Source organism: Blastomonas sp. 34TW, from assembly GCF_059803595.1.
The window spans coordinates 24,822-49,679 of sequence record NZ_JAPFGW010000017.1; the positions used below are offsets into that span (position 1 = coordinate 24,822).

A 24,858-nucleotide genomic window follows, 5' to 3' on the forward strand; every position below is an offset into this window, starting at 1 on the left:
AACTCATGTTTTCCGACATATCCCACGAACGTCAGCAATCGCTGCTGCGCCAGCGGAACCTGTTCGCGCTCACCAGCGCGGGTCTCGGCCTCGCACTGGTCGTGGCAGGGAGCCTTGCCGCCACCCGCGACCGCGAGGTCGTGCTGGTGCCGACCGTTCCCAAGCAACTCACGGTGAGCAGCGCCGGGGTCGAGGCCGACTATCTTGAGCTTGTCACCCGCGATGCCGCCCTTGTTCTCCTCAATCGCAGCCCGGAGGGCCTCGATTACTGGATGAACGAGATCCTGAAGCTGGCGGATCCCGCAAGCTATGGGCGGCTGAAAGCTGAGCTAGTGGGGATTGTCGAGGAGCAACGCGGCTCGGACGTTACCCAGGCATTCGTGATCCGGTCGATGAGCGTGGATCCCAAGGGTCTGACATCGGATGTGACCGGAACTCTCAAGACCTTCGTCGGCGCGCAGGTGATTGCCAGCGACGAGCGCCGTTTCCGCTTCAGCTGGACTTACCGCGGCCTGCGCCTGGCGCTGGCAGGGTTCGCCCAGCTCCCCCCACAGGACAAATCGAAGGAGGCCCAGTGATGGCTTACCGAAAAGGGGCCCATGCACGGGGCTCACTTCTGAGCGCGGCAGCGCTGCTCGCAGCAGCGACATCCCCCGCTTTTGCCGCCGACCAGTTCAAGCAAGCGGCTGACGGCGCCGGGATCGAGTGCAGCGTTTCAGCGCGGGAACTGACCCGCTTTGCGCTGGTCGACGACCAGTTCGCCAGCGTCTCGAAGATCTCGACTGGCACGCCCTACAACGACTTTGCGGTGACTAACGAGCCGGTGCGCGGCGACATTTACGTGTCGGTGCCGGAAACCTACGCGGCCCGGGCAATCAGCTTCTTCGCCACCACGAAAAAGGGCTTCGTCTACAAGGTCGCGTGCCGGGTTGAGCAAATCCCGGCGACCCAGGTCTTCGTGACCAACCCCGCGATCGCGAGAAACCGGGCAGCGGACTGGGAAAGCCAGACCCCGATCGAGTCAAGCGCCGTCAGGCTCATCCAGGCCATGGCCAATGACCGGACTGTCGATGGCTACGAGGTCCGCCAGGCGACCGCCGTGCCCGTGCGGGTCGGCGATCTCGAAGTCCAGCTCATCGCTGACTATCGGGGCGCCAGCCTCACCGGGAAAGTTGTTCGCGTCCACAATCGCGGATCGAAGCCCGTGACGCTGGCCGAGCGCGATCTCGCACCGCGCGACACCCTCGCCGTCTCGATTGCCGAGCCGAAGCTCGAACCCGGGGCCAGCACCACGGCCTTTGTTGTCGGCGCAAACGGGGAGACCGGCCATGACTGATGCAGTCAATGCGAACGGCACGGCCCCTCTCCAGGCCGCGACCGCTTCACCGTCCGAACTTTCCGGGCTTAACGCCCGCACTGCGCGCCGTCAGAAGCTGCTGCTGGGCTCGCTGGGAGCGCTCGCGCTGCTCGGCGGGAGTTGGTTCATCCTTGGCGGTGATGACAAGGCCAAGACCGACGATCCCAATGCGGCGCAGACGATCGACACGGCAGGTCTGGTCAACCGCGATCTGTCGCAGCGCGAGTTCGTGGCGACCTATGGTAACCGGCTGGATGCGGTCACGCGCGAACAGAAGGCGCTGAAGGATGGGAGCATCCCGCGGACGGAGATCGAGGCGCAGCTCGCGGCTCTCAGATCCGAAAACCAGGCCATGCGGGTCGATGGGCAGGCTGCGATCGATGCGATCTCTGCTGAGAATGCTGAACTGAAGACGCGGCTTGCCGCTCAGCCCACGACGACGGCACCCGCTGTACCGCCACCGGCCTATGGGCCGCAGGCAGGCGGTTATGACGCGCGGGGACGTTCGCCTCAGCCCAGTGCTGTGTCTGCAGGCGGTGATCCGCAGGGCGGCATGATCCCTTCGCCTGGCGAGGTGAAGCTGATGAGCTTCAGCTCCGACAAGGCGGCAAGCAGTGGTCTCAGAGTGGGTCGCCCCGATGCGCCGCCGGTCGTCGTCGAGGACTCGCCTGATTACCTGCCGCCCAATTCCTATGCGCCGGCCAGGGTCATCGTCGGCGTCGACGCCTCGGCGGGCGTCGCCAGCCAGACCGATCCGCTGCCCGTGGTGCTGAGGATCACGGGGCCTGCCCGATCCGTCATGCAGAACGGGAAGGTTCTGACCACCCGGATCCAGGGCTGCGTTGTGAACGGTGCAGCGCGCGGGGATCTCAGCAGCGAGAAGGTCTATGTGAAGCTCGCCCGGATGACCTGCGATCAGCCTGGCGGCCGGGTCGCGGTGAGCGAAGTCAAAGGGTTCATCAGCTTTGCTGGCAAGTCCGGGGTGCGCGGCCGCATTGTCAGTCGCGAGGGCAGTCTGGTCAGCCAGGCTCTGCTGGCAGGTATCGTCGGCGGTTTCGGGCGCGGCTTCTCCGCCAACGCCAACAGCGTCTTTTCCGGTGTCACGACCAACCCCGACGGCAGCCGCTCCAAGCTGTCTGCGGGCGACATCCTCGGCGGCGGGCTTGGCCAGGGCGCCGCCGATGCCGCCGACACGGTCAGCAAATACCTGATCGAGCGCGCCGAACAGTACCAACCCGTCGTCGAGATGCCGACCGGCATCGATGTCGAGATCGTGTTCCTCGACGGCGTCTACGTGAGGAACTCCCAATGATCGAAAACTCGCTTTTAGAGCACGGTAATGGTCGGCGCCGCTGGTTGCGCCTGGCCGCTGGGGTGGCAGCAATCATCGCCTTGTCGGGCGCGACCGGATGGGGTGTGGCAAGCCTTGCAGCCCCTGCTGCCGCTCCGGACACGGCGAAGGTGCGTGAAGCGCTCAAGCTGCGCCTGCCCAAGACGCCGATCGACGCGATCAACTGCAAGGGCCTTGGGGGCTTGTGCGAAGTCGCATCCAAATCGACGCTCTTCTACGTCGACCGGGCTGCGAAGTATCTGGTGATCGGCCGGGTCTACGACATGGAAGCCCGTCAGGATCTGACGGCTGCGCGGCTGCTCGCCCTCAATCCGGATCTGCTGGCGGCAGGCGCTGCGCGGCGCAGCAATCCCGAAGCGCAAGCAGAAGGCGGCCCAAGCCCATCCGGGGCCTCAGCCCGGAACGCGGCACCGCGCCATGTTCCGCTCGGTAAACTTCCTCCGAACGGCGCGATCACCTGGGGGCCTGCCAATGGTCCACGTGTCGTCGTCTTCTCGGACTTCCACTGCGGCTACTGCAAGAAGCTTGAGGCCGAACTGAAGGCGATCGGGGCGCGGGTCGAAGAACGGCCGATCTCGATTTTCGGGGCGGAGAGCCGCCGTGATGCGGAACGGGTGCTGTGCTCGCCGCGCCCCGAAGTCGCCCTCCACATGGCCTATTCGGGCCTCGCGCTCGCCAATCCCAAACCCTGCGACACGAGCGGCCTCGATGCCAATGAGGAGTTCGCGCGCGCTCACGGCTTTGGCGGCACACCCGTAATCGTGCGCCCCGCCGATGGCGCCGTTCTCGAAGGCTACCGCCCTGCCGCAGTGCTCCGGGAATTCCTGCGCGCTGCCCCCACCCCAGCTCCGAAAGGATAAACCCATGCGGTTTCCGACACGTCTTCTCACCTGCGTCTGTCTGGCCGGCTTCGCCAGTGGCTGCGCCACGTTCGGCACCAATGTCGAAGGCGACTTCACCTGCCGGGCGCCCAAGGGCGACTGCGCACCGGCCCACGTCATCGATGCCAAGGCGACGAACACTCTGTCGTCTCGCACGGCGCCTCATGCCGAGACACGCCCCCGGTCGGGCGTGGTGGACGCAGATACCACGCGTACGGCGGAGCGGACCCTGCGGGTCGTCTTCCCAGCGCATGTCGATGAGGCAGGAACGCTCCATGATGAAGCTGTCGCCTGGACGGTCGTCGATAACCCGCGCTGGGCAACCGAGCTGCGCCGCAAGGCGGGTGAGGACAAGAGCGGGTCCGTGATGCGCCAGGTCCGCCGGCAGTTGAAGGCCGCTCAAGCTGCGTCTGCGCACGAAGACGCTGACGAACACCCGGATGCTACCGCCGATCTTGCGCCGCCCTTCTCGTCCGCGCCCACGGATGGGACCAGCGCCTTTGATAACCTGGGCGCTGATGCCCCCAGTTCCGAAAATGCAGTTTCAGATGCCTCGCCGCTGGTCCTCCCCTCCACGGCGCGCGAGGCCGTTGCCGGTGCCAAGGCACCGGCGGTCGAGGGGTTCGACACGTCGCCTCCCCCGCGTGATCGGACCCCTCGGCCAGAGGCGGGGCACAGCGCTCCCGTGTTCCCCAGCGCAGCGGCGATTGAAGCCGCGAAAGCCGCGATCCGCCCGGCAACCGGATCCGGCGGTCAGGCCAACGTCAGCACCTCGCAGTCCAAGGAGCCCAAGTGATGGCCGAAAAACTCAAGACGGTCGTCGACCGGCTGCTCAGCGGATTGCTGGGGGATGCCGAACATGCCGAGAAGGCACGTCCGCAGTTGATGGTCGACATGCTCTCCGACTGGCTGCCTTACCGGGTCTATGATCCGGCAACCCGGCTGTACTTCAACGCACGCTCGAAAGGGTTTGTCCTCTCGGTCACGCCGCTGATCGGGGCGGACGAGCGCACCGGGGAAATCCTCGGGCAGTTCTTTTCGGAAGGCTTGCCAGCCGGCGCGTGCCTGCAGGTGCTGCACCTCGCGAGCCCCCGCATCAGCCGGATTGTCGCCCCGTGGTTCGCGCCACGGTACATCCAGGGCGGGGTCTATGAGGCGATTGCCCGCCACCGCGCGCGGCGGCTCTATTCACTCGTCTGGGAGTCAGGCTCTGCGGACGCGCCATTCCATGCACGGCATCACCAGGTCATCGTATCAGTCGGCGTGCCGACATCGAAGGCGGTCAGCAACGAAGATCTCAAGCAAACCCGCGAGGGGCTGATGGCGATGCTCAAGTCGCTGAACCTCGGCGTGGTCGAAGTCGGGCCGGAAGCGCTGATCGCGGTCATCGATGATCTGACCTCGCCCACCACCGCGCCGCAGGACGACGCGGTGCCCTACAACCCCAACGATCCGATCGCCTCCCAGGCGATCCGCCACGACATCGAACTGGTCGTGGCAGAGGATCGCATGCGCCTCGTGACCGAGCGGTTCCGTCCCACCGGCAAGGTCAATGACGGGGTGCCCGAGATCGGGACCGTCTATCCCGATGCTTTCGATGTCCGGCACTTTGCCGTCCGCAACATGCCGTCGCGCTGGGCCCCATGGGAATGCGCGCGGCTGATCGGCGACCTGTTCACCGACAAGCTGCGCTTCCCCTGCCCGGCCGCCACCATGCTGTGTCTCGTCTATCCGGACCAGGAGGCAGCATCGGCCAAGGCCGGCTTCAAGTTCATGCGGACAACCAGCCTCGCCGGAACCCGCAGCGCCCGGTTCCTGCCCAGGATCGGCGAACAGGCCGCCGAGTGGCAACATGTTCAGGCCGAGCTCCAGGAAGGCCGCCGTCTGGTGCGCGTGTTCTACGGCGTGACGACCTATTCGCCACTGGGCCAAGGCGACCGCCACGAACGCGCGATCAAGTCGATCTACAAGGCGGCTGGCTGGGATCTCACCGACGAGCGCTATCTGCAGATCCAGGGGCTGCTCGCGGCGATGCCGCTGACGCTAGCCGACGGGCTCGGTGCCGACATGGAGCGGCTCAAGCGGTTCAAGACCGTCCTGTCGACTACTGCAGCCAATATCGCGCCCATGCAGGGCGAGTATCTCGGAAGCGCCCACCCTCACCTGCTGTTCGTCGGTCGGCGCGGTCAGCCCTTCTTCTGGTCGCCGTTCGAGAACGAGGCTGGCAACCACAATGTCGCTATCTGCGGCAAGTCTGGATCGGGCAAGTCGGTCCTGCTCCAGGAGATGTGCGCCGCCCTGCGCGGCGCCGGCGCGCAGGTGGTCGTGATCGACGATGGCCGCAGCTTCGAGCACTCGGTCAAGCTGCAAGGCGGCCGCTTTGTCGAGTTCACGATGAAAGCGGGCTTCTGCCTCAACCCCTTCTCGATGATCGACGGAACCCGCGCCGCCGAGGACGAGGATTATCGCCTCGACTGCTTCGGAATGATCAAGGCGATCGTCGGGCAAATGGCCCGCCACAGCGCAAAGCTGACCGATACCGAGCGCGGGCTGATCGACCGGGCGGTCAACATGGTCTGGGCTGAACACGGCGCTGCAGCCACGGTCACGACCGTCGGCGAGATGCTCGGCAATCTTGGGCATGACACCGCGGCCGATATCGCGACCGCGCTCGCGCCCTACATGGCGGGCGGGACCTACGGCGCCTTCTTCGAAGGCCAGGCCAGTCTCGACCTCGATGCGGATTTCACGGTGTTCGAGATGTCCGACCTCGCGAGCCGGGAAGACCTGCGCAGCGTGGTGCTCTCGGCGATCATGTTCATGACCAGCCAGGCGATGACGCGCAGCCCAAGGTCGCTGCGCAAGCTCCTGCTGATCGATGAGGCGTGGTCGATGCTGAAGGGCGGATCGATGGGTGAATTCGTCGAAACCTATGCCCGCACCTGCCGGAAATATGGCGGCGCCCTCGCGACCGCCACCCAATCACTCAACGACTACTACAAGTCCGACGGGGCGACGGCAGCGCTCGAGAACAGCGACTGGATGCTGATCCTGCAGCAGAAGCCGGAGACGATTGCCGATTTCAAGGCGAGCAAGCGCCTCGATATGGACGATCGCACCGAGACGCTGATCCGCAGCCTCAAGCGGTCCGGCAGCGACTATTCCGAGGTGTTCATCAAGGGGCCGGAGACCGAGGCGATCGGGCGGCTCGTGCTCGACGACTATTCGGCAACGCTGTTCTCGAGTTCGCCCCAGACTTTCGCCGCCATCGATGCCGAGATCGCGCGGGGCCACCAGCTCGCCGATGCCATCGAACGCATCGCCTTCGCCAACCGCTGACATTCATTCAACAAGGATCCCTATTTCCATGCCTCTCCACCTCGTCACCCCATTCGACCGGACCGCCCCGTCCGAAGTCGAGCAGCCCGCCAGCCTTCGAGTGCCCACCTGGCGCTCGCGCATGGCCGATGGCTGCTACATCGTGCTTCGCGGCAGCCTGTTTCTGGGCTCGTCCTATCTGATGGCGCTGGGCCTGCCGCTGCTATTCTTCCTCCTTCTGTCGGGCGGAAATCCCGATGCCTTCTTCGCCCATGTCGCCAATCTCGCATACCGCTTCCTGGGGGCCGATCTCGAGCGGCGCGTGACGTTCCTCGGCGAATTCAAGTTCGTTGCTGTCGCTCTCGCGACGCTGATCGTGATGGCACGCATGCCGCGCTTCATCCGTGATCTCGACCGCGAACTCTCGGGAGAAAAGCTGTGAAGAACATTATAGCAACATCGAGCCTGCGCGTACGGCTAGCATCGATCAATCTCACCGCTGTCGCTGTCGGCGTCGGCATGGTTGGTCAGGTGCTGTGGGGTGTCTGGGCGACCGACAAGCTGCTCACCGTGGAGAAGCGTGAGGTCGTCACGGTCCAGCTGAGCCGGATCATGGGCGACTTCATCGAAGCCGAAGCGCGTGCCGGCCGGCCGCCCGAAGAGACCAGGCTGCGCGTCCAGGCCTACCTCAAGGCCGTGGAAGCCTCGGTACAGAAGCTCGGACGCGAAGGCCGGACGGTCCTCGTTGCCGAAGCCGTGGTCGCCGGGAGCACACCGGACCTGACGCAATCTGTGCGCGCGGATGTTGTACGCCGGATGGGAGCCATTCCCGATGCAGCCCGCTGATCGCCTGATCCGCTCTGCGCCCGCGCGCCGGCTCGCGCTCTGGGGCGGGCTTGGCGCCGGGGCGCTGGCGCTCTCCTCACTTGGCGCCTTCGCGCAGGGCCATGCGCTGATGATCAACGTGAGCCCCAGCCTGCCCTACTGGGCCCTCTGGGTGACGCGCGGGGCGGCCGTGCACCGCGGGGATATCATCTTGTTTGACCCGCCTGCCTCGCCGTTGCTGGTGAAACATTTCGGGGCGGAGCCGAAACCGTTCGGTAAGCGGGTGAGCGGTGTGCCGGGCGACATCGTCACCGAGCACGACCGCACCTACTTCGTAAACGGGCAGGCTGTCGCCAAGGCCAAGCTCACAAGCCGCCTTGGTGAACCCCTCGCGCTTGGCCCGACGGGCCGCGTTCCGCAAGGCTGCTATTTCGTCACAAGCGAACACAAGGACGGTTTCGACAGCCGCTACGCCGCGATCGGTTGGATTTGCGGCCCACGCATTCTCGGGGTCGGGAGGCCGATCCTGTGAGGCTCATCACCTTGCCCGTTTGCGCGACTGCGCTTGCGGTTGCCATAGCACCCCAGGCAATGGCTCGCGACTACGGCCAGCACGGCACGGTCTGGCCAGTGGTCGAGCCGGACCTGCTCCAGCAGATCCATGCCAGGCTTACGCAGCTCGAGAAGACCGGCGAGACCGCCCGTCTCAATGAAGAGCTGAAGCGGCGAACGATCGCCCGGGTCAACCGGCCTGAGCCTGTCGCAGGCATCTCCCTCGCCTCGGCGCTGCGCAGCTGGCGTTTCGATCCGACGATCACCGTCGAACGCGACATTGCTGACGACAAGGGCCGGCTCATCATTGCCGCAGGCACGCGCGTCAATCCGCTCGATACCGTGCCGCTGCGGGCTCCCCTCGTCTTCCTCGATGGCGACGACCCGGCACAGCTCGCCTGGGCCATCCGTCGTTATGCCAGCATGAAGGCCAAGCTCATCCTCGTGCGGGGTGCGCCGCTCGAACTCATGAAAGCCCGCCAGCGGCGCTTCTACTTCGACCAGGGCGGCACGCTGGTGAAGCACTTCGGCATTCGCGCGGTGCCCGCAACCGTCGAGCAGCAGGGCCGCGCGCTCCTCATCACCGAGCAGCCGGTCACTCCCAAAGAGCGGGCGACATCATGAGCAGGAAACATCGCCTTTTGTCATGGCTTTGCGGAGCACTTCTGCTCACCAGCCTGAGCACCATCTCCAGCGCTCCCGCACAGGCTGCGGCCGGTCCGGGCCGCTGCACCGGCAAGTTCGTCAATCCGATCACGGACATCTGCTGGTCGTGCCTTTTCCCGATTTCGATCGGAGGCTTGAAGATCTGGCCGTCAAGTCGGCCCGACACCAGCAACCCCGCTCTGCCGGTGTGCCTGTGCGGGCTGCGGCCCGGGATTGCCATGGGGTTCTGGGAGCCAGTCCGGCTTGCCGATGTCAGCATGAAGCCGTGGTGCTTCGTCAATCTGGGCGGGATGAAGCTCGATCCGGGGTTCGACATCGGCTTCAAGTCGATGGCGGGGCCATCTGCGATCGGCGGCAATACCCAGTACAACTCACAGTGGCATGTCCACTGGTATGCCTATCCGCTGATCTACTGGATGGAGATCGTTGCCGATTTCCTCTGCCTCGAATCCGGCTCGATCGACATTCTCTACATCACCGAGATCGATCCGCTCTGGCAGGACAGCGAACTCACCGCGATCATCAACCCCGAGGCGGTCCTGTTCGCCAATCCGCTGGCGCTTGCGGCCTGCGCGGCCGACTGCGTGGCGGCAACGGCCAAGCTGCCGACCGATGAACTGTTCTGGTGCGCGGGCTGTCAGGGTACGATGTATCCACTCAACGGCAATGTCTCGGCAACCATTGGCCATGTCCAGGCCTCGCGGCTCGCACTCGCCCGCTTCTCCTACAAGCTCCACCGCGAACTCGTCGCCTGGGGGACGATGGGCAGCAAGGGGCTTTGCGGCAAGTACCTGATGCCGGTGATGCGCAAGCAGCAGTACCGGTTCCAAGCCACCAATCCCAATCCGCAGACCAAGGGCCGCTACGCCTGCGCGCCCATTGGTGCCTCCACCACCTTCATGTCGGCAGGCCAGGTCTATCCCGCCATTGGCGAGGACATGGGCTATCTGGTCTGGCGCAAGCGGAACTGCTGCGCGCTATGAAAACACTCCCTCATCTCATTGTAGTGGCATCGCTTTCGAGCCTTGCCGCCCTAGCTGGCGCATCCGCACAGACAGCCGAACCGGACCTTGATCTGGCGGCCATCCGGGCGCGGGCCAGCGCCGGTGCCAACGATGCCGAAGCCCTCTCCGCCAATGCTCGGGCAAGGGCCGAAACTCTGGCGCGGGAAGCCAGGGCAAGCACCGACGAAGCGCAGGCGCACGGCCGCCGCTATACGCGCGAGGCCGCCACAAGTGCGAAGCCAGATGCGGCCGATACGTTCGATTTCGACCGGATGGTTGCCAATGCTGGCACCATGACCAGCGAAGGCATGGGCGAAGCGCCAAGGTTCATCGCCTTTGCTTCGCTCTCGATGCCGCCAGCGTCGCTGCGCGCAATGATCGACGACGTGGCCAAGGCGGGCGGCATCGTCGCCCTGCGCGGGTTGCCTGGCAACAGCGCCAAGGCTCTCACGGACGCATTGGCCAAAGTGGCAAAGCCGGGGGAACAACTGGACGGCGTCGGCATCGACCCGCGCCTGTTCCGCGCCTTCGGGATTGAGGCGGTTCCTGCCTACGTCGTGACCAGCAGCGACTTCGACCTCTGTGATGGCTTCGACTGCCGCACGCAAGTTCCGCCCCACGACCGGATGAGCGGCAATGTCAGCGCAGCCTACGCGCTTGAGACCTTCGCGCGCGGCGGCGGCCCTGGCGCTTTGCTCGCGGCCCAGCACCTCGCCCGTCTTGAAAGGCAGGTTCCATGAAACGGCTATTCCTTCCTGTCGCCTGCTTGAGTGCGCTCCTGCTCACCCTGACCGGGCCGCTTCACGCCCAGACCACGACCGATGCTGCCAAGGCAGACGGCAAGGCTTTCGGGCGAGACAAGGCGGCCTCGGCGCAAAGCGCGGCGACGACAAACCCTGACGCCAGCCGCATTCCCAATTTTGGCGGCACACCAAGTCAGTCGGGCTATTTCGATGATCCGGATCGGATGAGCCGCGAAGCGGCCAGCCAGGCCACGACCAGTACCGGCTACAAGACTATGCGGGACTCCATGGACCGCCGCGCCCGGTTTGCGCCGCAGGATCTCGATGCGACGATCGCACGCAGCAATGTGATCAGCGATGACCCGCTCGCCTATACGAGCGGGATGGCCATCGGCGGCACACAGGGGCGCTGCGTGCCCTTGCCGCCAGCCAGCGGAACTGCGGCGCGCTACATGGCGACCTGCAATGTCGGTTACACCGCCAGCCAAGAAACGCGGACCTGCCCCGTGACATTGACCGCGCGGGTCGAGCAACGTCAGGTCTACGGCTACTACTGCGTGGGCGGCAGCGGGGTCGACCCGGCTTCGGTCTACAACTGCAACCGCTACTCCGCACCGCAATGCACGGTCACGCAGTCCTATCCGATCAACCTGTGCGATCCCTATTTCGGGATCTACTGGGGCTGCAACTCCGGCGATCTCAGGATTGATCTCGTCAGTTGCACCGCGCCGGTCGAGGGCGCGACGCCTTATACGGTGACGGGCGAGAACGTCGTCACGACCACACGCGACGAAAGCCAGTGTGCTGGCCTCGCAGCCGACAACTCGTGCCAGCAGGACACCGAGACTTGCACCGACAGCGATCCGGTGACCCGCATCGTCGATGGCATCGCCGTGACGCAGCCTTGCTGGGCATGGAGCCGCAGTTACAGCTGCGCACAGTTCACGCAGGCTCAGGACTGCCAGACGCTTGAAGCCACACCGGGCTGTAAGCTGGTGCGCGAAGACTGTCTCGCTGGCGAGCCCTGCCGCACCTGGGAGCGGGTCTATGATTGCCCGGTCCCGGACCAGCCCGCGAGCACCAACCAGTTCATCTGCGACGGCGACGTCTACTGCATTGATGGCTCGTGCGAGACCATCCAGCGCGAGGCCAACGACGAGTTCAAGGATGCCGCTGTCGCGCTCAATGCGATGGCGCAGGCCCGGCGTGAGTTCGATCCCGACACGCTCACCTTGTTCAAAGGCACGCGCAACACCTGCTCGTCCAAGGTCTTCGGTGTACTCAACTGCTGCAAGGGCAAAGGCTTCCCGCTCATCCCCGGCATCCAGCTGCTCGTCGCGCTCGGCTGCAGCCGCGAGGAGATGCTGCTCCATCAGCGGGATGCCCAGGGCCTGTGCGCCTATGTCGGCACCTATTGCTCGGACAGCTTCCTCGGCGTCTGCCTGACCAAGAAGAAGGTCTACTGCTGCTTCGAGTCCAAGCTTTCCCGGATCCTGCAGGAGCAGGGCCGCCAGCAGCTGAACAAGCCTTGGGGCAAGCCCAAGACCGAACAATGCCAGGGCTTCACCATCGACGAGTTCGCCCAGCTCGACCTCAGTCGGATGGACTTCAGCGAAGTCTATGCCGAGTTCACCGACGCCGCCCGTTTGCCTGACGAACTGCAGGCCACCCAGGACATCCAACAGAAGATCGAGGACTACTATGCCCGCGCACGCCAGTAAGGCCGCGTGGCGGCTGCTTGCCGCCTGCGCGATTTCCAATGCCGCTTGTTTCCTTTCGCCCGCGACCGCGCAGACGACCACCACCCAAACCGATGCGCCGCCACGCGCCGAGACGAACGAGCAGCAGGACAGCTTCTACTGCGAGGAGCGCCGGCTTGGGTACTGGTTCTACTGCAACCGGCCCAAGCCGCCGGAACAGCAGGCACCCGCGCCGGCGGCGAGCGCCACGAGCCAGCTTGACGCGATCACGGCGACCTTGCGGGAGCTCAAGGCCAAGGCGATCCTCGAGCCCACGCCTGCCAATGTGACGGCCTACATCCGGTTCCAGCGCGCCCAGCTCGACCGGGCGTCGCTCTTCAGCGACGTCTGGCAGCGGGCCATCTGGCAGGATCCCGAACTCGACTACACGCTGCAGCGGCCGGTCTCGACGCTTGGCAAGCGCCAGTGGCAGGATGCGCGCAGCGCGGAGCGGAACGCGGCAATGGCCGAGCTCTCCGAGCGTTACGGTCTCTTCTACTTCTTCGCCCAGAGCTGCGGTGCCTGCGAGGTCATGTCGCCGATCGTGCAGAGCGTTGCCTCGACCTGGCACATCGCGGTGCGGGCGATTTCGACCGATGGCGGTCCATCGCGACATTTCCCGAACTACACGGTCGAGACCAACCAGCGCAGCCGCATGGGCTTGGAGCCCAAAATCACGCCAGCGGTCGTGCTCTGGGACGCCCTGACCGGCCGCCCCATTCCGATCGGCTACGGCGTCATGAGCGCCGACGAGCTTCAGGACCGGATTTACCTCCTCACATCGAAGGAAGCTGGACGTGACTACTAGGATGAAAAGAGTCGTCGCTGCGATCCTTGCAGCGACCCTTCCCCTCACCCTCCCGCTATCCGGCGCATCGGCGGATGTCGGCAGCTCGATGGACTCGTTTCTGAACGACGTCGGAGGCGCAGCCAACGTCAACGGGCCGACCGCGTTCCAGGGGCAGTCAGCCGGTTATTACAGCCTCGGCAATGTCTGGACGCGCTTCCCGCAGAAGACGACCAACATCGCCAACCTCCAGCTGCCGCGCGCCCGTGCTGGGTGCGGTGGCATCGACATCTTCGCCGGCTCGTTCAGCTTCATCAACGCGAGCGAGATCGTGGCGATGCTGAAGGCAGTCGCCAACAATGCAGTCGGCTTCGCCTTCAGCCTGGCGATCGACACGGTCTGTCCGGAATGCTCGAAGATCATGCAGGAGTTCAGCCAGAAGGCTCAGCTCATGAACAACCTCAACATCAATTCCTGCGAGATGGCGCAGGGCTTGGTGGGCGGGATCTGGCCCAAGGGCGACCTTGCCGACAAGGCGATCTGCGAAGCCATCGGCAACTCCGAAGGCATCTTCACCGATTATGCCGCAGCCAAGCACGGCTGCGGCACCAAGGGGCAGCGTTCGAGCACGACAGCGCAAGGCTCGGGCAAGTACGATGACGTCAATCCCGGTGTACCCCGAAACTACACGTGGACGATCCTCAAGAAGTCGGCGTTCTTTTCGCCAGGGGGCCAGTTCGACGAGGAGTTCGCCGAATATGCGATGACGCTGCTGGGAACGATCATCTACGTGCCGCCCAAGGACAATGAGCCCGGCAAGTTCGTGCCGATCGTCGGCGAAGCATCATCGACGCTCGTCACCTCGTTGCTGGACGGTACCACAAGCGGCAACGTCTTGATCTTCGACTGCGACGAGGCGGAGAAGTGCCTCGATCCAGGGTTCAAGTCGCTGAGCCTGCCGGCATCGAAAGCGCTGCGGCCACGCGTGGCCGCGCTCATTGGCGGGATGGTTCAGGCCATCCGCGACGATACTGCGATCAGCGAAGAGCAGAAGGAACTGCTGCAGGTCGCATCGATCCCGCTCTACAAGATCCTGACCGTCCAGGCGGCCTATGGCCGCGGCATGCCGACCGACGACCGCGAGACCCTGGCCGAGATCGCCAGTGTCGACCTGCTGTTTGCCGTGCTCGATCGCATTGTCAGCGAGGCTGGCCGCTCAATGTCGAGCTTCATTGGGGCCGACGAAGCAAAGATCGCGATGTGGCAGAGCCAGGTCAATGTCGTGCGTCAGGCGCTGGCTGACCGGCAGGCCAACACGCATCTCAAGGTCAATGCGGTGCTGCAGATCATCGAGAAGACGGCGTTCATCGAGAACGTGCTGGCTGCCTCGATGTCACCCGGAATGGCCGCATCGCTCGACTGGTCGCGCGGCGTCCAGAGCCGCGCCCTCACCCACTGACCGGACCAACCACATCCAGGCGGAACAATAGACATGGTCGAGATTTTCACGGTCGGTGGCGGCGACTATCTGGTCAACGTCTTCCAGGCAGTCGCTGCCTGGACCGGTAACGGCGGCTATAAAAGCCTGCTCCAGGTGGTCATGGTGATGGGCCTTGGCCTGTCCGCCCTGACCCTGGCGTTCAATCAGGACTGGCGGGCGTGGATCAACTGGTTCCTCGGCGCGACCCTCATCTACTCTTGCCTGATGGTGCCGCGGCTCGACGTCCATGTGACCGACCGGCTCAACCCCAGCCTTGCGCCTGCCAATGTCAGCAATGTGCCACTGGGCCTGGCACTCATGGCGAGCTTTACCAGCCAGGTCGGCGACTATCTCACGGGATCGGCCGAGGTGGTGTTTGGCCTGCCGGGTGATCTCAACTATTCGAAGAACGGCATGATCTACGGCGCGCGGCTCTACGATGCGACCCGATCCTTGCGGATTTCCGATCCCGAGTTCGCCGCTAATCTCGATGAGCATTTCCGGCAATGCGTGTTCTACGACGTACTGCTCGGCCGCTACTCGATGAAGGAGCTGGCGGAGACGGGTGACATCTGGGCGACGATCGCACCGGGCAGCCAGGCACGCGCGCAGCGGTTCCTGACCCGCGATGCGACCACGGGCCAGGTGAGCTCGAACATTGTCACCTGCCGCGAGGCCTACGACACGCTCAATGCGCAGTGGGCCGGACTGGTCGACGCGATGGGATCGGTGTTCGGCCGACAGCTTTACCCCAATCAGACGGCCGCGCTCGCCAAGGCGAAGCTCTTCGCAGATCTGCCAGTCGCCTATCAGTACCTGACCGGGGTCTCGGCTAATGCGACCGAGATCTTCAAGCAGACGCTGACCATCAACGCGATGAGCCAGGCCATGCACTCGATGTCCGGCAGCAGCGGCGCGGGCAACGTTGACGTTTATGCCCAGACCCGCGCCGACATTCAGACCGAGCGGACTTATGGTTCGATCGCGAGCAACGCAATGAAGTGGGTCCCGCTCCTGAACGTCGTGCTGACCGTGCTGTTCTACGCCCTCTTCCCGGTGCTTTTCCCGCTGTTCCTGCTCCCCAAGACGGGGCCGGTCGCACTCAAGGGCTATGTGACGGGCTTCTTCTATCTCGCGGCCTGGGGGCCGCTGTTCGTGATCCTCCACATGATGCTGATGTACAAGGGCGCGGCTGACATGAGCGCGGTCACGGGCAGCAACGGCCTCAGCCTTGCAAGCTTTACCGGCATGGCTGACGTCAACAGCGATATCGGTCTGCTGGCAGGCTACCTCATCGCCTCGGTCCCGTTCCTGGCAGGCGGTGTGGCCAAGGGCGCCATGGCGATCTCGCACCACGCGACGAGCTACCTCAACCCGAGCCAGAACGCGGCGGAAGAAGCGGCCCGGGAGGCGAGCACCGGCAACGTGTCACTCGGCAACACCAGCTTCGAAAACTCGAGCGTCCTCACGCGTCAGTTCGCCCAAGGCACGATTGCTCCGAGCTTCACCTATGGTGCACCGCAGACGCGGACATTCAGCGAGACCGGCTCGATGACCACAAGCTTCCCGGATGGCAGCTACGATCAGATCCCAACCTCCAGCTATCCCTTCACGCCGACGCTGGGCCAGGAGTTCACCGCGCGCCTTTCGACGATGGCATCGCAGGCCCGCGCCAACAGTGAGACCTATGCCAATGTCGCGACGGAATCGACGACCAGCGCCGTCACGAAGTTCCGCGAGCTCAGGGACCAGTTCAGCCGAGGCGCATCCTTCGAGAGCGCGACCGGCACCTCGAACTCCGACAGCATCCAGACGGCATTCAGCGAGGTCGATCAGGCATCGACCAATCTGCAGCGGCAATTCGGGCTATCGCGCAGAGCGGCCGATGACATAACTGTTTCCTGGTTTCTGAATGGAGAGGCTGGCGCAAGTGCCGGCATCACGAATGGAGTGGCATCGGCGAACATCGGAGCCAAGGGTGGTCGAAACCAGGCCTGGACCGACAGCGACATCGGTATCGCCTCGGAAGATCGTTCGCGGATCTTTGGGAGCCTGTCCCAGATGTCTGACAGCCGAAATTGGTCGAGCACCCGCGATGGGTTCGTACGCTCAGTGAACACCTCGAGCAACTCGTCGATCTCAACAACTGCAAGCGGCATGACCGCGTCGCTGACCGAGGCGCAAAGCTACAGCCGGGAGGCTCGCCGCGCCGAGGAGCTTGCCCACCGCCTCGAGAGCCAGGTGTCCTTCGTCCAGGGCAACAGCGCTGCAGGCAGCCTCAATCTGTCCCAAGCCTACCGCGAATGGGGCCTTGCTGAGATCGAGAGCAACCGCGATTTCTATGGAACCGCGCGGTTCGACGACGTCAGTTTCCAGCTCAGTCCAGAAGGCCAAGCGTTGCAGGCAAAGTTCATCGAGAGCTATGCCGAGCAACTCCGTGAGGGGATCGAAGATCGCATCGCACTCACGCCCGGACCGCCCGTATCTCGTCCGGCAATCTCTAGCGCGGGGTCGGTTCGCGGCCGAGTTCAGACAGGTGGCGGGGGTTCCGGTTCAGTGCCCCGCGTGAGTGCCGGCGATCTCCAAGAAGAGGTGCGAAACGCTCAGGTGACCGGTCACCAGAAGATTACCGGCTCCAGGGGACGTCTGGACGCGATCACCAAGGGGGCACAAGGCGCTAGTGCGGAGGCTGCCGATGACGTCAAAGAGTGGTAGGCGTCAGGCCCTCAGAAGGTCCCAATAAATCACGAATCCAGCGAAAAGGGCAAGGATAAGCACGACGCCGATACTCAGGGTCCGAGACCACGGATCAGCCCAAGACTTCTTGATCCGATACTCCATCACGCGGTTGTCGCGGATTGCCTGATCGATTTCAGCCAGCCCCTCCCATTTGGGGCTTCCGCTTGCCACCGCGCGTTCACTGTCGAAATTTTTCATGATGGCAGCCATCTCATTTGAGCCAAGAATATAGCAAAAACACCGGCGCGGAGCGAGGAAAATCGGCCAACGCCTTTCGGGCCCCCAGCAAGAAGAGCCTACTCAGATCGAATGGCGAGACGTGCGGAAAATCTCCGCCGATCAAAATCGACGTGCATACTAGTGCAATTTGGTGCATTCTGGTGCAGGGGAGCCTTGAGTATGTTATCCTTGCCGAAACAGAAGCGGTTTACCGTGTCCGTCGATCAAATCGACTATGACGCTCTCGTCGCGCTAGGTCAGTCGGTAAACCCTCCGCTAAACCTGCAGTACCTTGTCCGTTTAGCGGTTCGAAACCTGCTTCAACAATCCGCAGCTCAGCAACTTTCCTTCCCGCTGGAGCGCAAACCATGAAGTTCATCGACTTGTTTGCTGGCCTCGGCGGCTTCCATCAAGCGCTGGAAAGCTTGGGACACGAATGCGTCTTTGCGTCTGAACTTAATAGCGATCTGGCCGACCTCTACAATCGCAACTTCGGCGTGAAGCCGCATGGGGATATTCGCCAGGCTATCGAGGAAGTACCCTCGCATGACATTCTTTGCGCTGGCTTCCCTTGTCAGCCCTTCTCGAAGGCGGGCGAGCAGAAAGGTTTTGACTGCCCCCAATGGGGCGACTTGTTCGACTATATGATCATGATCCTGGAGCGTCATGAACCGAGCTACCTCATCATCGAGAACGTCCCAAACATTATGCGGCATGATAACGGGAACACCTGGCACAAGGTGAAGAAGCGCCTGCGAGGTGTCGGGTACGACATCGACTCAGCGCTCCTTTCGCCACACATGTTCGGCGTACCCCAGCTTCGCGAACGTGCGATCATCGTTGGCGCTCGGCAAGGGCTTGGCCACTTCGCATGGCCAGAGCCGACTCATGATGCAAGCGAGGTTGATATTCGGTCGATCCTGGACAAGTCGCCGAACGACGCGAAGCCGCTCCCTCCATCTTTCATCGGCTATCTCGACGCATGGCAGGCGCTCCTCGACGCCCTACCATCGACCTCAGATCTCCCCTCCTTCCCAATTTGGGCAATGGAGTTCGGTGCAACCTATCCTGCCCGTACCGGCTCCCCCGCCGGGCATGGCCTTATGGAGATTCAATCATTCCGAGGCGCCTTCGGAAGAACTCTTCGCGGGTTATCAGAAGCGGAGGTCCTCGATGCACTGCCTCCATATGCGCGCGACACGAACGTATCCTTCCCAGATTGGAAGATCAGGTTCATTGAACAAAATCGCCAGTTCTATCGGGAGCACAAGGCGGTAATTGACAGGTGGTTGCCAACCATCCTCAACTTTGCCCCCAGCTTCCAGAAGCTTGAGTGGAACTGGAAGGGCGGCCCACGCGACCTCAACCAATGCATAATCCAGTTCCGCGCATCGGGCATCCGAGCAAAGCGCCCGACCGCCGCGCCATCGCTGGTCGCGCTCACGACCAGTCAGGTGCCCGTCATCCCTTGGGAGCGGCGCTACATGACCATGCGCGAGTGCGCTCGCCTTCAAAGCATGGGTGAACTGCAATTTCTTCCTGAAACACAGACCGGGGCGTTCAAGGCGCTCGGAAATGCTGTCAACGTCGACGTCATCAGGGCTGTTGCGGGGGCGCTACTCGGACGGGACGATCCGAAGGTTGGATACCTCCAGCTATCAGTAAATAACCGCCCATCATCGCTTGAGGCAGCTGCCTGAGCCATAGCGGCCAAAAGGGGAAGATGCCTTGGAAGACTTGGATTTTGACCAGATTGCGACGCTGTTGTCGGAGTTGTCGCAGCCGAGCTTGGTGCCAAAGCTAGAAGGGGGCCGTAAGGGGCCACGCTCGTTCGATGGCTCGGACATCGACTTCACCTCAAGCGCTTGGCTTGCCCGCGTCCTAGAGGTGGCGATTTGGCTCAACCTGGACACTACCTTCGATGACAAAGAGTCGCCCAAGGCCGTAGCCCTGCGGCTCTTCGATGAGCTCTCCCCTGGTAAGGCAGAAGCAAGCTTTGAGGTGAGTGATGGACATGTCCTCCTGACCGAGATGGGCGCTCAAACCCTGGAAGAGAGGCTCAGCCGCGCAGTCAGCAATCGTTCTGCCTTCCTTCAGATGCTAGAGGATGAATTGTCGGTGGCAGCCGCCACCGAAGCATGGATCGACGCTTGGAACGAGGCTCCAGCAACCGAGCCACTGTCAATCAACGCTACGGTAGACAAATGGCGCATCTACGACCTCGCTGGTAGGGCGCAGCAGGGACAGCTTGAGCTAAATCCGACTTACCAGCGCGACTTCGTCTGGTCGAACGCAGACTCGCAGATGCTGATCGAATCGATCCTGCGAGGCATCCCATTACCTTCAATTATTCTAGCTCGGGTTTCGAGCAGCCAGCGCTTCCAGATTGTAGACGGCAAGCAGCGTCTGACCGCGATTCTCCGCTTCATGGGCGCGCATCCGGAAGGCCGTGAAAATGCTAAGGGAATGAAAGACTATCAGCTCTTTGATACCAACTTCAGCCAGTTTGCTCGACGCAACAACCTGAGAGCGACTGACATCCGGGAGAAGTACCTACCCTTTAAAACTAAAAAGTATACCGATGACAATGACCCGCTTAAGCTGCTTGGAGGCCGATACTATTGCGAGATCAAAGATAAGCAAGTTAGGATCGCCGGTGAGTCCATCACCGTGGCCGACCTGTTTGAGCGCGCCTGCGACTACTTTATTCCCGTGCTCATTTACCGCGATACCCAGGTTCGCGACATCCACAAGGTCTTTCGCCTCTACAACCAACAGGGGATGAAGCTGAACGCAGAGGAGATCCGCAACGCGGTCTTCAACCATCTGATGATCTCACGGCTCATGCTTTTCGTTGGCGGCGACCGTCCCGAACCCGAGATCGCCCCGGAACTCGTGAAGGCAGGGATCGACCCGACCGAAGCGCACGAGAACATCAAGGCGCTGGGGTTTGGCATCACTCGGTTCAAGCGCACCAAGGTCCTGTTGTGGACCGTGGCGACGCTGATCCTTAAGCCCGCCCAAGGTCCCGATAAAGCTTATCGCACACCGTCCACAGCCAGCCATATCGACGAATTCCTGCGCTCCATCGACAGCGATCGCCTCGCGCAATTCCGGTCGAAAACGACGCTCGAAAACTTGGCTCGTGACCTTATCGCGGCCTTGGACCTTCACCAGCAGACCTCCGATGCCTGGCACCCAAAGTTCCGGCGCAAAGGCAAGAGTGAGATGGCCTCTCGGTGGGAGGAGTTGCCGGTCGTGGCCAGCGTGCTGGCCTGCCTCGTGCTCGTGATCACCGGCGAGAATCAGAAGCTGGAGGATGGTATTGACGCCGTCCGCGACCTGACCGCGAAGATGGTTGGTCCCCAGAGCACGCAAAACAAGACCCAGTGGGCGCACATCGCGAACGCCTCGACCAGCATCCTGGAGACACTCGGGGTCAACATCGCTGACGCGGATGCCGCAGTGCGCGACCGATACGGAGATAGTGCAATCGAGGCACTTCTTGAGATCCGCAAGATCCCGATGATCTGATATGACCGTAGGCGAGCCCAGCGTCGGCCCAGTGACGATTGTCCCAGTAGGTGGGCTTGTTGACGCACATGACGTAAGCGCAGAAACATCGCGTGACGAAGCCTCTTGGTGGGCACGCTATCGTGCCAATGTTGCTGGTCGGCTGTCTGGAACAGCCTTGGCCGCGCTGGAAGCCGACGCGCGTTACGTGGTCGAGAGAGCGCTGCCTGGCGTTGACGGGGCGCTTGACGAAGCAGCCTGGCCGACTTCACGGGTCCGGACAGGCATGGTCGTCGGCTCGGTGCAGTCCGGCAAGACCGCAAGCATGCTCGGTGTCGCTGCACTCGCGCTCGATGCAGGAGTTGACCTACTGATCCTCCTTGCTGGCACCAGGGTTAGCCTTTGGCTGCAAACCTACGAACGCCTGCTCGCGCAACTCGACGGTTCTACGCCGGAGAATGCCTACTGTCGACGCAACCAGCGCCTGATCCTTCCCCAACCCGCCGACATCCTGCATGAGCAACGAGCGGACCCGGCCCGCTATCTTCAACGACCAATGGCTCGCCAAGCGTTGAAAGCGGGCCGGCCAATCATTTGTGTCGTGCCCAAGGAGGACGATCACCTCATCATGCTTCGACGATTCCTCGCCGACGTCGTGACGCAGGACCTCCTCGATGCACGAGACAGGCCCTACTCAATGGTGCTGCTCGACGATGAAGCGGACGACGCAAGCGTGCTGGACAGTGATCGGTCACAGAAGCTGACGCCCCGGCTCATCGCCTCATTGTGGAGCGGTGACCCGGACGAGGCTACGACACGACACCCCAACATGCTTGCGACCTATGTCGCCTACACCGCGACACCGCAGGCGAACTTCCTGCAAGCGACGCACAACCCGCTCAGTCCGCGTGATTTTAATGCGGCCTTGCGGACGCCAGGCGCTATCGGGTCGCTTGAGCCAAGATCACTGTCTTATGCAGAGCCGACCGGGGTTCGCTCCTATTATTGCGGCGGTGATATCTTCTACGAAAAGTTGCGGCACGCAGGCACCGGGGCGCTCTGCCAAACCTCGCTATTCCCGGACCTGCGCCCCGGCGAGAGCGAGGCAGAACTTTCTGCACGCCGCGATGCGCTACGCTGGACCATGCTCTCCGATGCCATTCGCTGCTTCCTGGTGGGCGCTGCAGTACGGAGCCTTCAGCCAGGCTGGGAGGCGGCATATGATCACGAGCGCCGCTACGACACTGAGGCCGAGGCGCGCCAAGCTGCCGCGGGTCCCCACACCATGCTGATCCACCCCTCGGCCCGAAAAGAAGATCATTTCAGCACCGCGCAGGATATAGTTCGGTGGGCCTTAGCCGAGCCGGGAAAGGAGGTGGAAGTCGAACTCAACGATGAGGTTTCCGAACTGCTGGTCGTGCCGCGCGACGCGCTGGCTCGGCGGCTCAGCTTGGAGGAGGATCAGTGGTCAGCGTGGCTGGCTCGTTTTGAGGCAACTCGTATCGGTTTCGCCAGCCTTCCGCACACGCCGTATCAGCCAATCTCTCCAGCAAGCTGGCCACAGGTCAGAGCAGCGCTCGTCGACCGTATCTTTCCAAACCTGCGGATCCGTGTGCTCAACAGCGATCCTGCCTCCGATGACCGGCCTCGGTTCGAGGTTGGCGAGGATGAGGCGGGGTTCCATGTGCCGCCAGATAGCCTCTCGATCTTCGTCGCCGGCAACGTCCTGTCACGCGGTCTTACGCTTGAGGGGCTCACGACCAGCCTTTTCTTGCGCGGCGCAGCTGAGCCTGCCGCTGACACGCAGATGCAGATGCAGCGATGGTTTGGCTATCGCGGTGACTTCCTGCCTTTCTGCCGCGTCTTCACCTATGAGGACCAGTTGCAGTTGTTCCGCCGGTATCATGTCAATGATAATGCACTAAAATCCGAGATCATCTCCGTCATGGATGGCGATGACGACGTGAGTGGCCCCGCCCTCGTGCTGCAGGGCGCAAGCTTCGTCGCCACCAGCAAGGTGGAGGCGCGCAAGGTTCCCCTGTCACCTGGGCCGCGGCCTTCGGTCCGCCTCGTCGAATCGGAGGATGACGACTTGGCACGTCACAATATCCAACTCGCGGTGGACCTGCTGGGGGACGGTGAATGGGTGCCGTTAAAGGACGATAATGGCTTGGAGCGTGGTATCATCCGCTCCGAGCCCATAAGCGCTAGGGCCCTTGCCGACCTACTAGATGGGCTTCGCTACTCGCATCATGACCCTGACCTAGGTAACGAACTCAGCCAGCGCTGGGACCATTACGCGCGCTTGTTGGGGATCGATGACCCTCTTTTTTCGCCGCCCATGCGCAATTCTCAAGGTTACGGCACGGAGCCGCAATCCTGCCCATATTCGATCGCGGCCTATCTCCGCTTATGGGCCTCGCTGACCGGCGACCACTCCGCTCCCGGCTTCTATCCTACCGACAGGCCCGAGGTGCCATGGAACTATTCCGACACGATGCACGCAAGCATGCCTGACTTCTACCTCGCCTTTCGCCACGGCCAAGCACAGGCGCGTGATCCGCGACTTGCGGCTCTTGGCATCCGGGCGGTGACTAGAGATCGCAACGAAAGCGGCGCAGCATTGCAAACCTTATGGGGCACTCGAGGCTATGGCGGCTCCTATCATGGCGACGAGTTGGTGGACTATTACTACCACCGCACGACGCCAGTCCCTGGCATCCAAGGTGGAGCTAGTTGGCGGCCCAGGGGGCATCCAGGCTTGGCTCTGCTTCATGTCGTCAGCGCGCCTGAGTTGCCGACCGATTTCTTGGCGATCGGCTTGGGGTTACCGCATGGTGGCCCAGACCATATCGCGGCGCTTCGCACATGAGCGACTTTCACTTCGAGGCGCTGCGAGCCGAATTGGAGGCACTGGACGTTCCTCAAGGGCAGGCCCGCAAGATGCGATGGCTCGCGGTACCGCTGGCCATCGGCCGTACGCCATCCGGGGACTTTGAGATTTTCATTCGCGGGACCGAGGTGCAGGCTTCGTCGCCTCTCGTTCGCCGCCATCTCCAACACGGCGAGTGGCGTCCAGAGGAAGGAGGTGAGCCCTTCTCCGCTAGTCGGATCGTCTTGCCCGCCGCGCCGCACTTCGCCTCAGTTGCTGCCTTAATCGCGATTGAGTTGCTGCGCGCGGGGATTACAACTCCGCACGGCCCGCAACCCGCATTCAGCGACGTCGAGCCAATCATCGAGATGGCAATCCGCAGGGGCGCATTGCCGGAAAATGTGGTCATCGGCCTGATCGGGGAGTTGACCGTGCTTAGGCAGTTGCTGCTGACGCGCACAAATCGCCCCACTGAGATGATGCGAGCGCTCGAATATTGGCAGGGCTGGCAAGACGGCGGTCGTGACTTTCGTATCGGTGACCATGCAATAGAGGTAAAGACGACACAGTCGAGCTTCTCTGCCCACGAGTTCAGTGGGTTGCACCAACTCGAGCCCACGACCCTACCTTCAGGGGGACGGGAGCAACTTCATCTACTCAGCATCGGCCTCGTCGCGTCGACCTCGGTTGGCGAAACACTTCCGGCGATTGTCGACAGTATTATTGGATTGTTGAGTAAGCCTGCGGTGAGTACCGCGGTTCAGGCAGCCTGACGGTGGATTTGAGCGGGTCGCCAGTTCCAGGGGAGCAGG

The 24,858-nt window shown here is 62.9% G+C and carries 21 protein-coding genes; 20 read left to right on the top strand and 1 reads right to left on the bottom strand.

Features of this window, described 5'->3' with window-relative positions; translation table 11 throughout:
• Positions 1-5 precede the first annotated feature (5 nt).
• Genes OPU69_RS17680 through OPU69_RS17755 form a run of 16 tightly spaced genes read left to right on the top strand, consistent with a single transcriptional unit; the run spans position 6 to position 17,418 of the window.
• The gene (locus tag OPU69_RS17680; RefSeq protein ID WP_498512814.1) at positions 6-578 is read left to right on the top strand and encodes a type IV conjugative transfer system protein TraE; all 573 of its coding nucleotides are present in this window, start codon (positions 6-8) and stop codon (positions 576-578) included.
• The gene (locus OPU69_RS17685) at positions 578-1,336 is read left to right on the top strand and encodes a type-F conjugative transfer system secretin TraK (RefSeq protein WP_498512852.1); all 759 of its coding nucleotides are present in this window, start codon (positions 578-580) and stop codon (positions 1,334-1,336) included. The genes OPU69_RS17680 and OPU69_RS17685 overlap by 1 nt, the downstream gene beginning before the upstream one ends.
• On the top strand, positions 1,329-2,669 hold the full coding sequence (locus tag OPU69_RS17690) for a TrbI/VirB10 family protein (protein WP_498512816.1): 1,341 nt from the start codon (positions 1,329-1,331) through the stop codon (positions 2,667-2,669). The genes OPU69_RS17685 and OPU69_RS17690 overlap by 8 nt, the downstream gene beginning before the upstream one ends.
• A complete protein-coding gene (locus tag OPU69_RS17695) occupies positions 2,666-3,568 on the top strand; it encodes a DsbC family protein (protein ID WP_498512818.1) in 903 nt (300 codons plus the stop codon). Before OPU69_RS17690 ends, OPU69_RS17695 begins: the two co-directional genes overlap by 4 nt.
• Before the next feature lie 4 nt (positions 3,569-3,572).
• A complete protein-coding gene (locus OPU69_RS17700) occupies positions 3,573-4,385 on the top strand; it encodes a conjugal transfer protein TraV (protein WP_498512820.1) in 813 nt (270 codons plus the stop codon).
• Complete coding sequence (gene traC / locus OPU69_RS17705) at positions 4,385-6,928, top strand: type IV secretion system protein TraC (protein ID WP_498512822.1); 2,544 nt, start codon at positions 4,385-4,387, stop codon at positions 6,926-6,928. The genes OPU69_RS17700 and traC overlap by 1 nt, the downstream gene beginning before the upstream one ends.
• A gap of 28 nt (positions 6,929-6,956) precedes the next feature.
• Positions 6,957-7,349, top strand: coding sequence for a hypothetical protein (locus tag OPU69_RS17710; RefSeq protein WP_498512824.1), 393 nt, complete (start codon positions 6,957-6,959; stop codon positions 7,347-7,349).
• Positions 7,346-7,753 carry a type-F conjugative transfer system protein TrbI gene (locus tag OPU69_RS17715; protein ID WP_498512826.1) on the top strand — a complete coding sequence of 136 codons (408 nt, stop codon included), beginning with the start codon at positions 7,346-7,348 and terminating at the stop codon, positions 7,751-7,753. Before OPU69_RS17710 ends, OPU69_RS17715 begins: the two co-directional genes overlap by 4 nt.
• Positions 7,740-8,264, top strand: a complete 525-nt coding sequence (locus OPU69_RS17720) for a S26 family signal peptidase (RefSeq protein ID WP_498512828.1) — start codon at positions 7,740-7,742, stop codon at positions 8,262-8,264. Before OPU69_RS17715 ends, OPU69_RS17720 begins: the two co-directional genes overlap by 14 nt.
• Entirely contained in the window at positions 8,261-8,908 is a 648-nt protein-coding gene (gene traW, locus OPU69_RS17725; protein WP_498512830.1) for a type-F conjugative transfer system protein TraW, read from the top strand. Before OPU69_RS17720 ends, traW begins: the two co-directional genes overlap by 4 nt.
• Positions 8,905-9,933 (top strand): conjugal transfer pilus assembly protein TraU, encoded by a 1,029-nt coding sequence (gene traU, locus OPU69_RS17730; protein ID WP_498512832.1) that lies wholly within the window; start codon positions 8,905-8,907, stop codon positions 9,931-9,933. Before traW ends, traU begins: the two co-directional genes overlap by 4 nt.
• On the top strand, positions 9,930-10,694 hold the full coding sequence (gene trbC, locus OPU69_RS17735) for a type-F conjugative transfer system pilin assembly protein TrbC (RefSeq protein WP_498512834.1): 765 nt from the start codon (positions 9,930-9,932) through the stop codon (positions 10,692-10,694). The genes traU and trbC overlap by 4 nt, the downstream gene beginning before the upstream one ends.
• The gene (locus OPU69_RS17740) at positions 10,691-12,418 is read left to right on the top strand and encodes a conjugal transfer protein TraN (RefSeq protein ID WP_498512836.1); all 1,728 of its coding nucleotides are present in this window, start codon (positions 10,691-10,693) and stop codon (positions 12,416-12,418) included. Before trbC ends, OPU69_RS17740 begins: the two co-directional genes overlap by 4 nt.
• Entirely contained in the window at positions 12,399-13,244 is an 846-nt protein-coding gene (locus tag OPU69_RS17745; RefSeq protein WP_054725518.1) for a conjugal transfer protein TraF, read from the top strand. The genes OPU69_RS17740 and OPU69_RS17745 overlap by 20 nt, the downstream gene beginning before the upstream one ends.
• A 1-nt stretch (position 13,245) precedes the next feature.
• On the top strand, positions 13,246-14,682 hold the full coding sequence (locus OPU69_RS17750) for a conjugal transfer protein TraH (RefSeq protein ID WP_498512838.1): 1,437 nt from the start codon (positions 13,246-13,248) through the stop codon (positions 14,680-14,682).
• Between the two features lie 33 nt (positions 14,683-14,715).
• Entirely contained in the window at positions 14,716-17,418 is a 2,703-nt protein-coding gene (locus OPU69_RS17755; RefSeq protein ID WP_498512840.1) for a conjugal transfer protein TraG N-terminal domain-containing protein, read from the top strand.
• Positions 17,419-17,421: 3 nt separating this feature from the next.
• Here the strand turns inward: OPU69_RS17755 and OPU69_RS17760 are convergent, their stop codons facing one another.
• Positions 17,422-17,640: a hypothetical protein gene (locus OPU69_RS17760; RefSeq protein WP_498512842.1), complete on the bottom strand. Its 219-nt coding sequence runs from the start codon at positions 17,638-17,640 to the stop codon at positions 17,422-17,424.
• Between the two features lie 389 nt (positions 17,641-18,029).
• On the opposite strand from OPU69_RS17760, the gene OPU69_RS17765 reads away from it, so the two are divergent.
• The 4 genes from OPU69_RS17765 to OPU69_RS17780 all read left to right on the top strand — a co-directional run bounded on the left by OPU69_RS17765 (position 18,030) and on the right by OPU69_RS17780 (position 24,819).
• On the top strand, positions 18,030-19,361 hold the full coding sequence (locus OPU69_RS17765) for a DNA cytosine methyltransferase (protein ID WP_498512844.1): 1,332 nt from the start codon (positions 18,030-18,032) through the stop codon (positions 19,359-19,361).
• Positions 19,362-19,389: 28 nt separating this feature from the next.
• Entirely contained in the window at positions 19,390-21,195 is a 1,806-nt protein-coding gene (locus OPU69_RS17770; RefSeq protein WP_498512846.1) for a DUF262 domain-containing protein, read from the top strand.
• 157 nt (positions 21,196-21,352) lie between these two features.
• The gene (locus OPU69_RS17775) at positions 21,353-24,046 is read left to right on the top strand and encodes a Z1 domain-containing protein (protein WP_498512848.1); all 2,694 of its coding nucleotides are present in this window, start codon (positions 21,353-21,355) and stop codon (positions 24,044-24,046) included.
• Positions 24,043-24,819, top strand: a complete 777-nt coding sequence (locus OPU69_RS17780) for a PD-(D/E)XK motif protein (protein ID WP_498512850.1) — start codon at positions 24,043-24,045, stop codon at positions 24,817-24,819. The genes OPU69_RS17775 and OPU69_RS17780 overlap by 4 nt, the downstream gene beginning before the upstream one ends.
• Positions 24,820-24,858 lie beyond the last annotated feature (39 nt).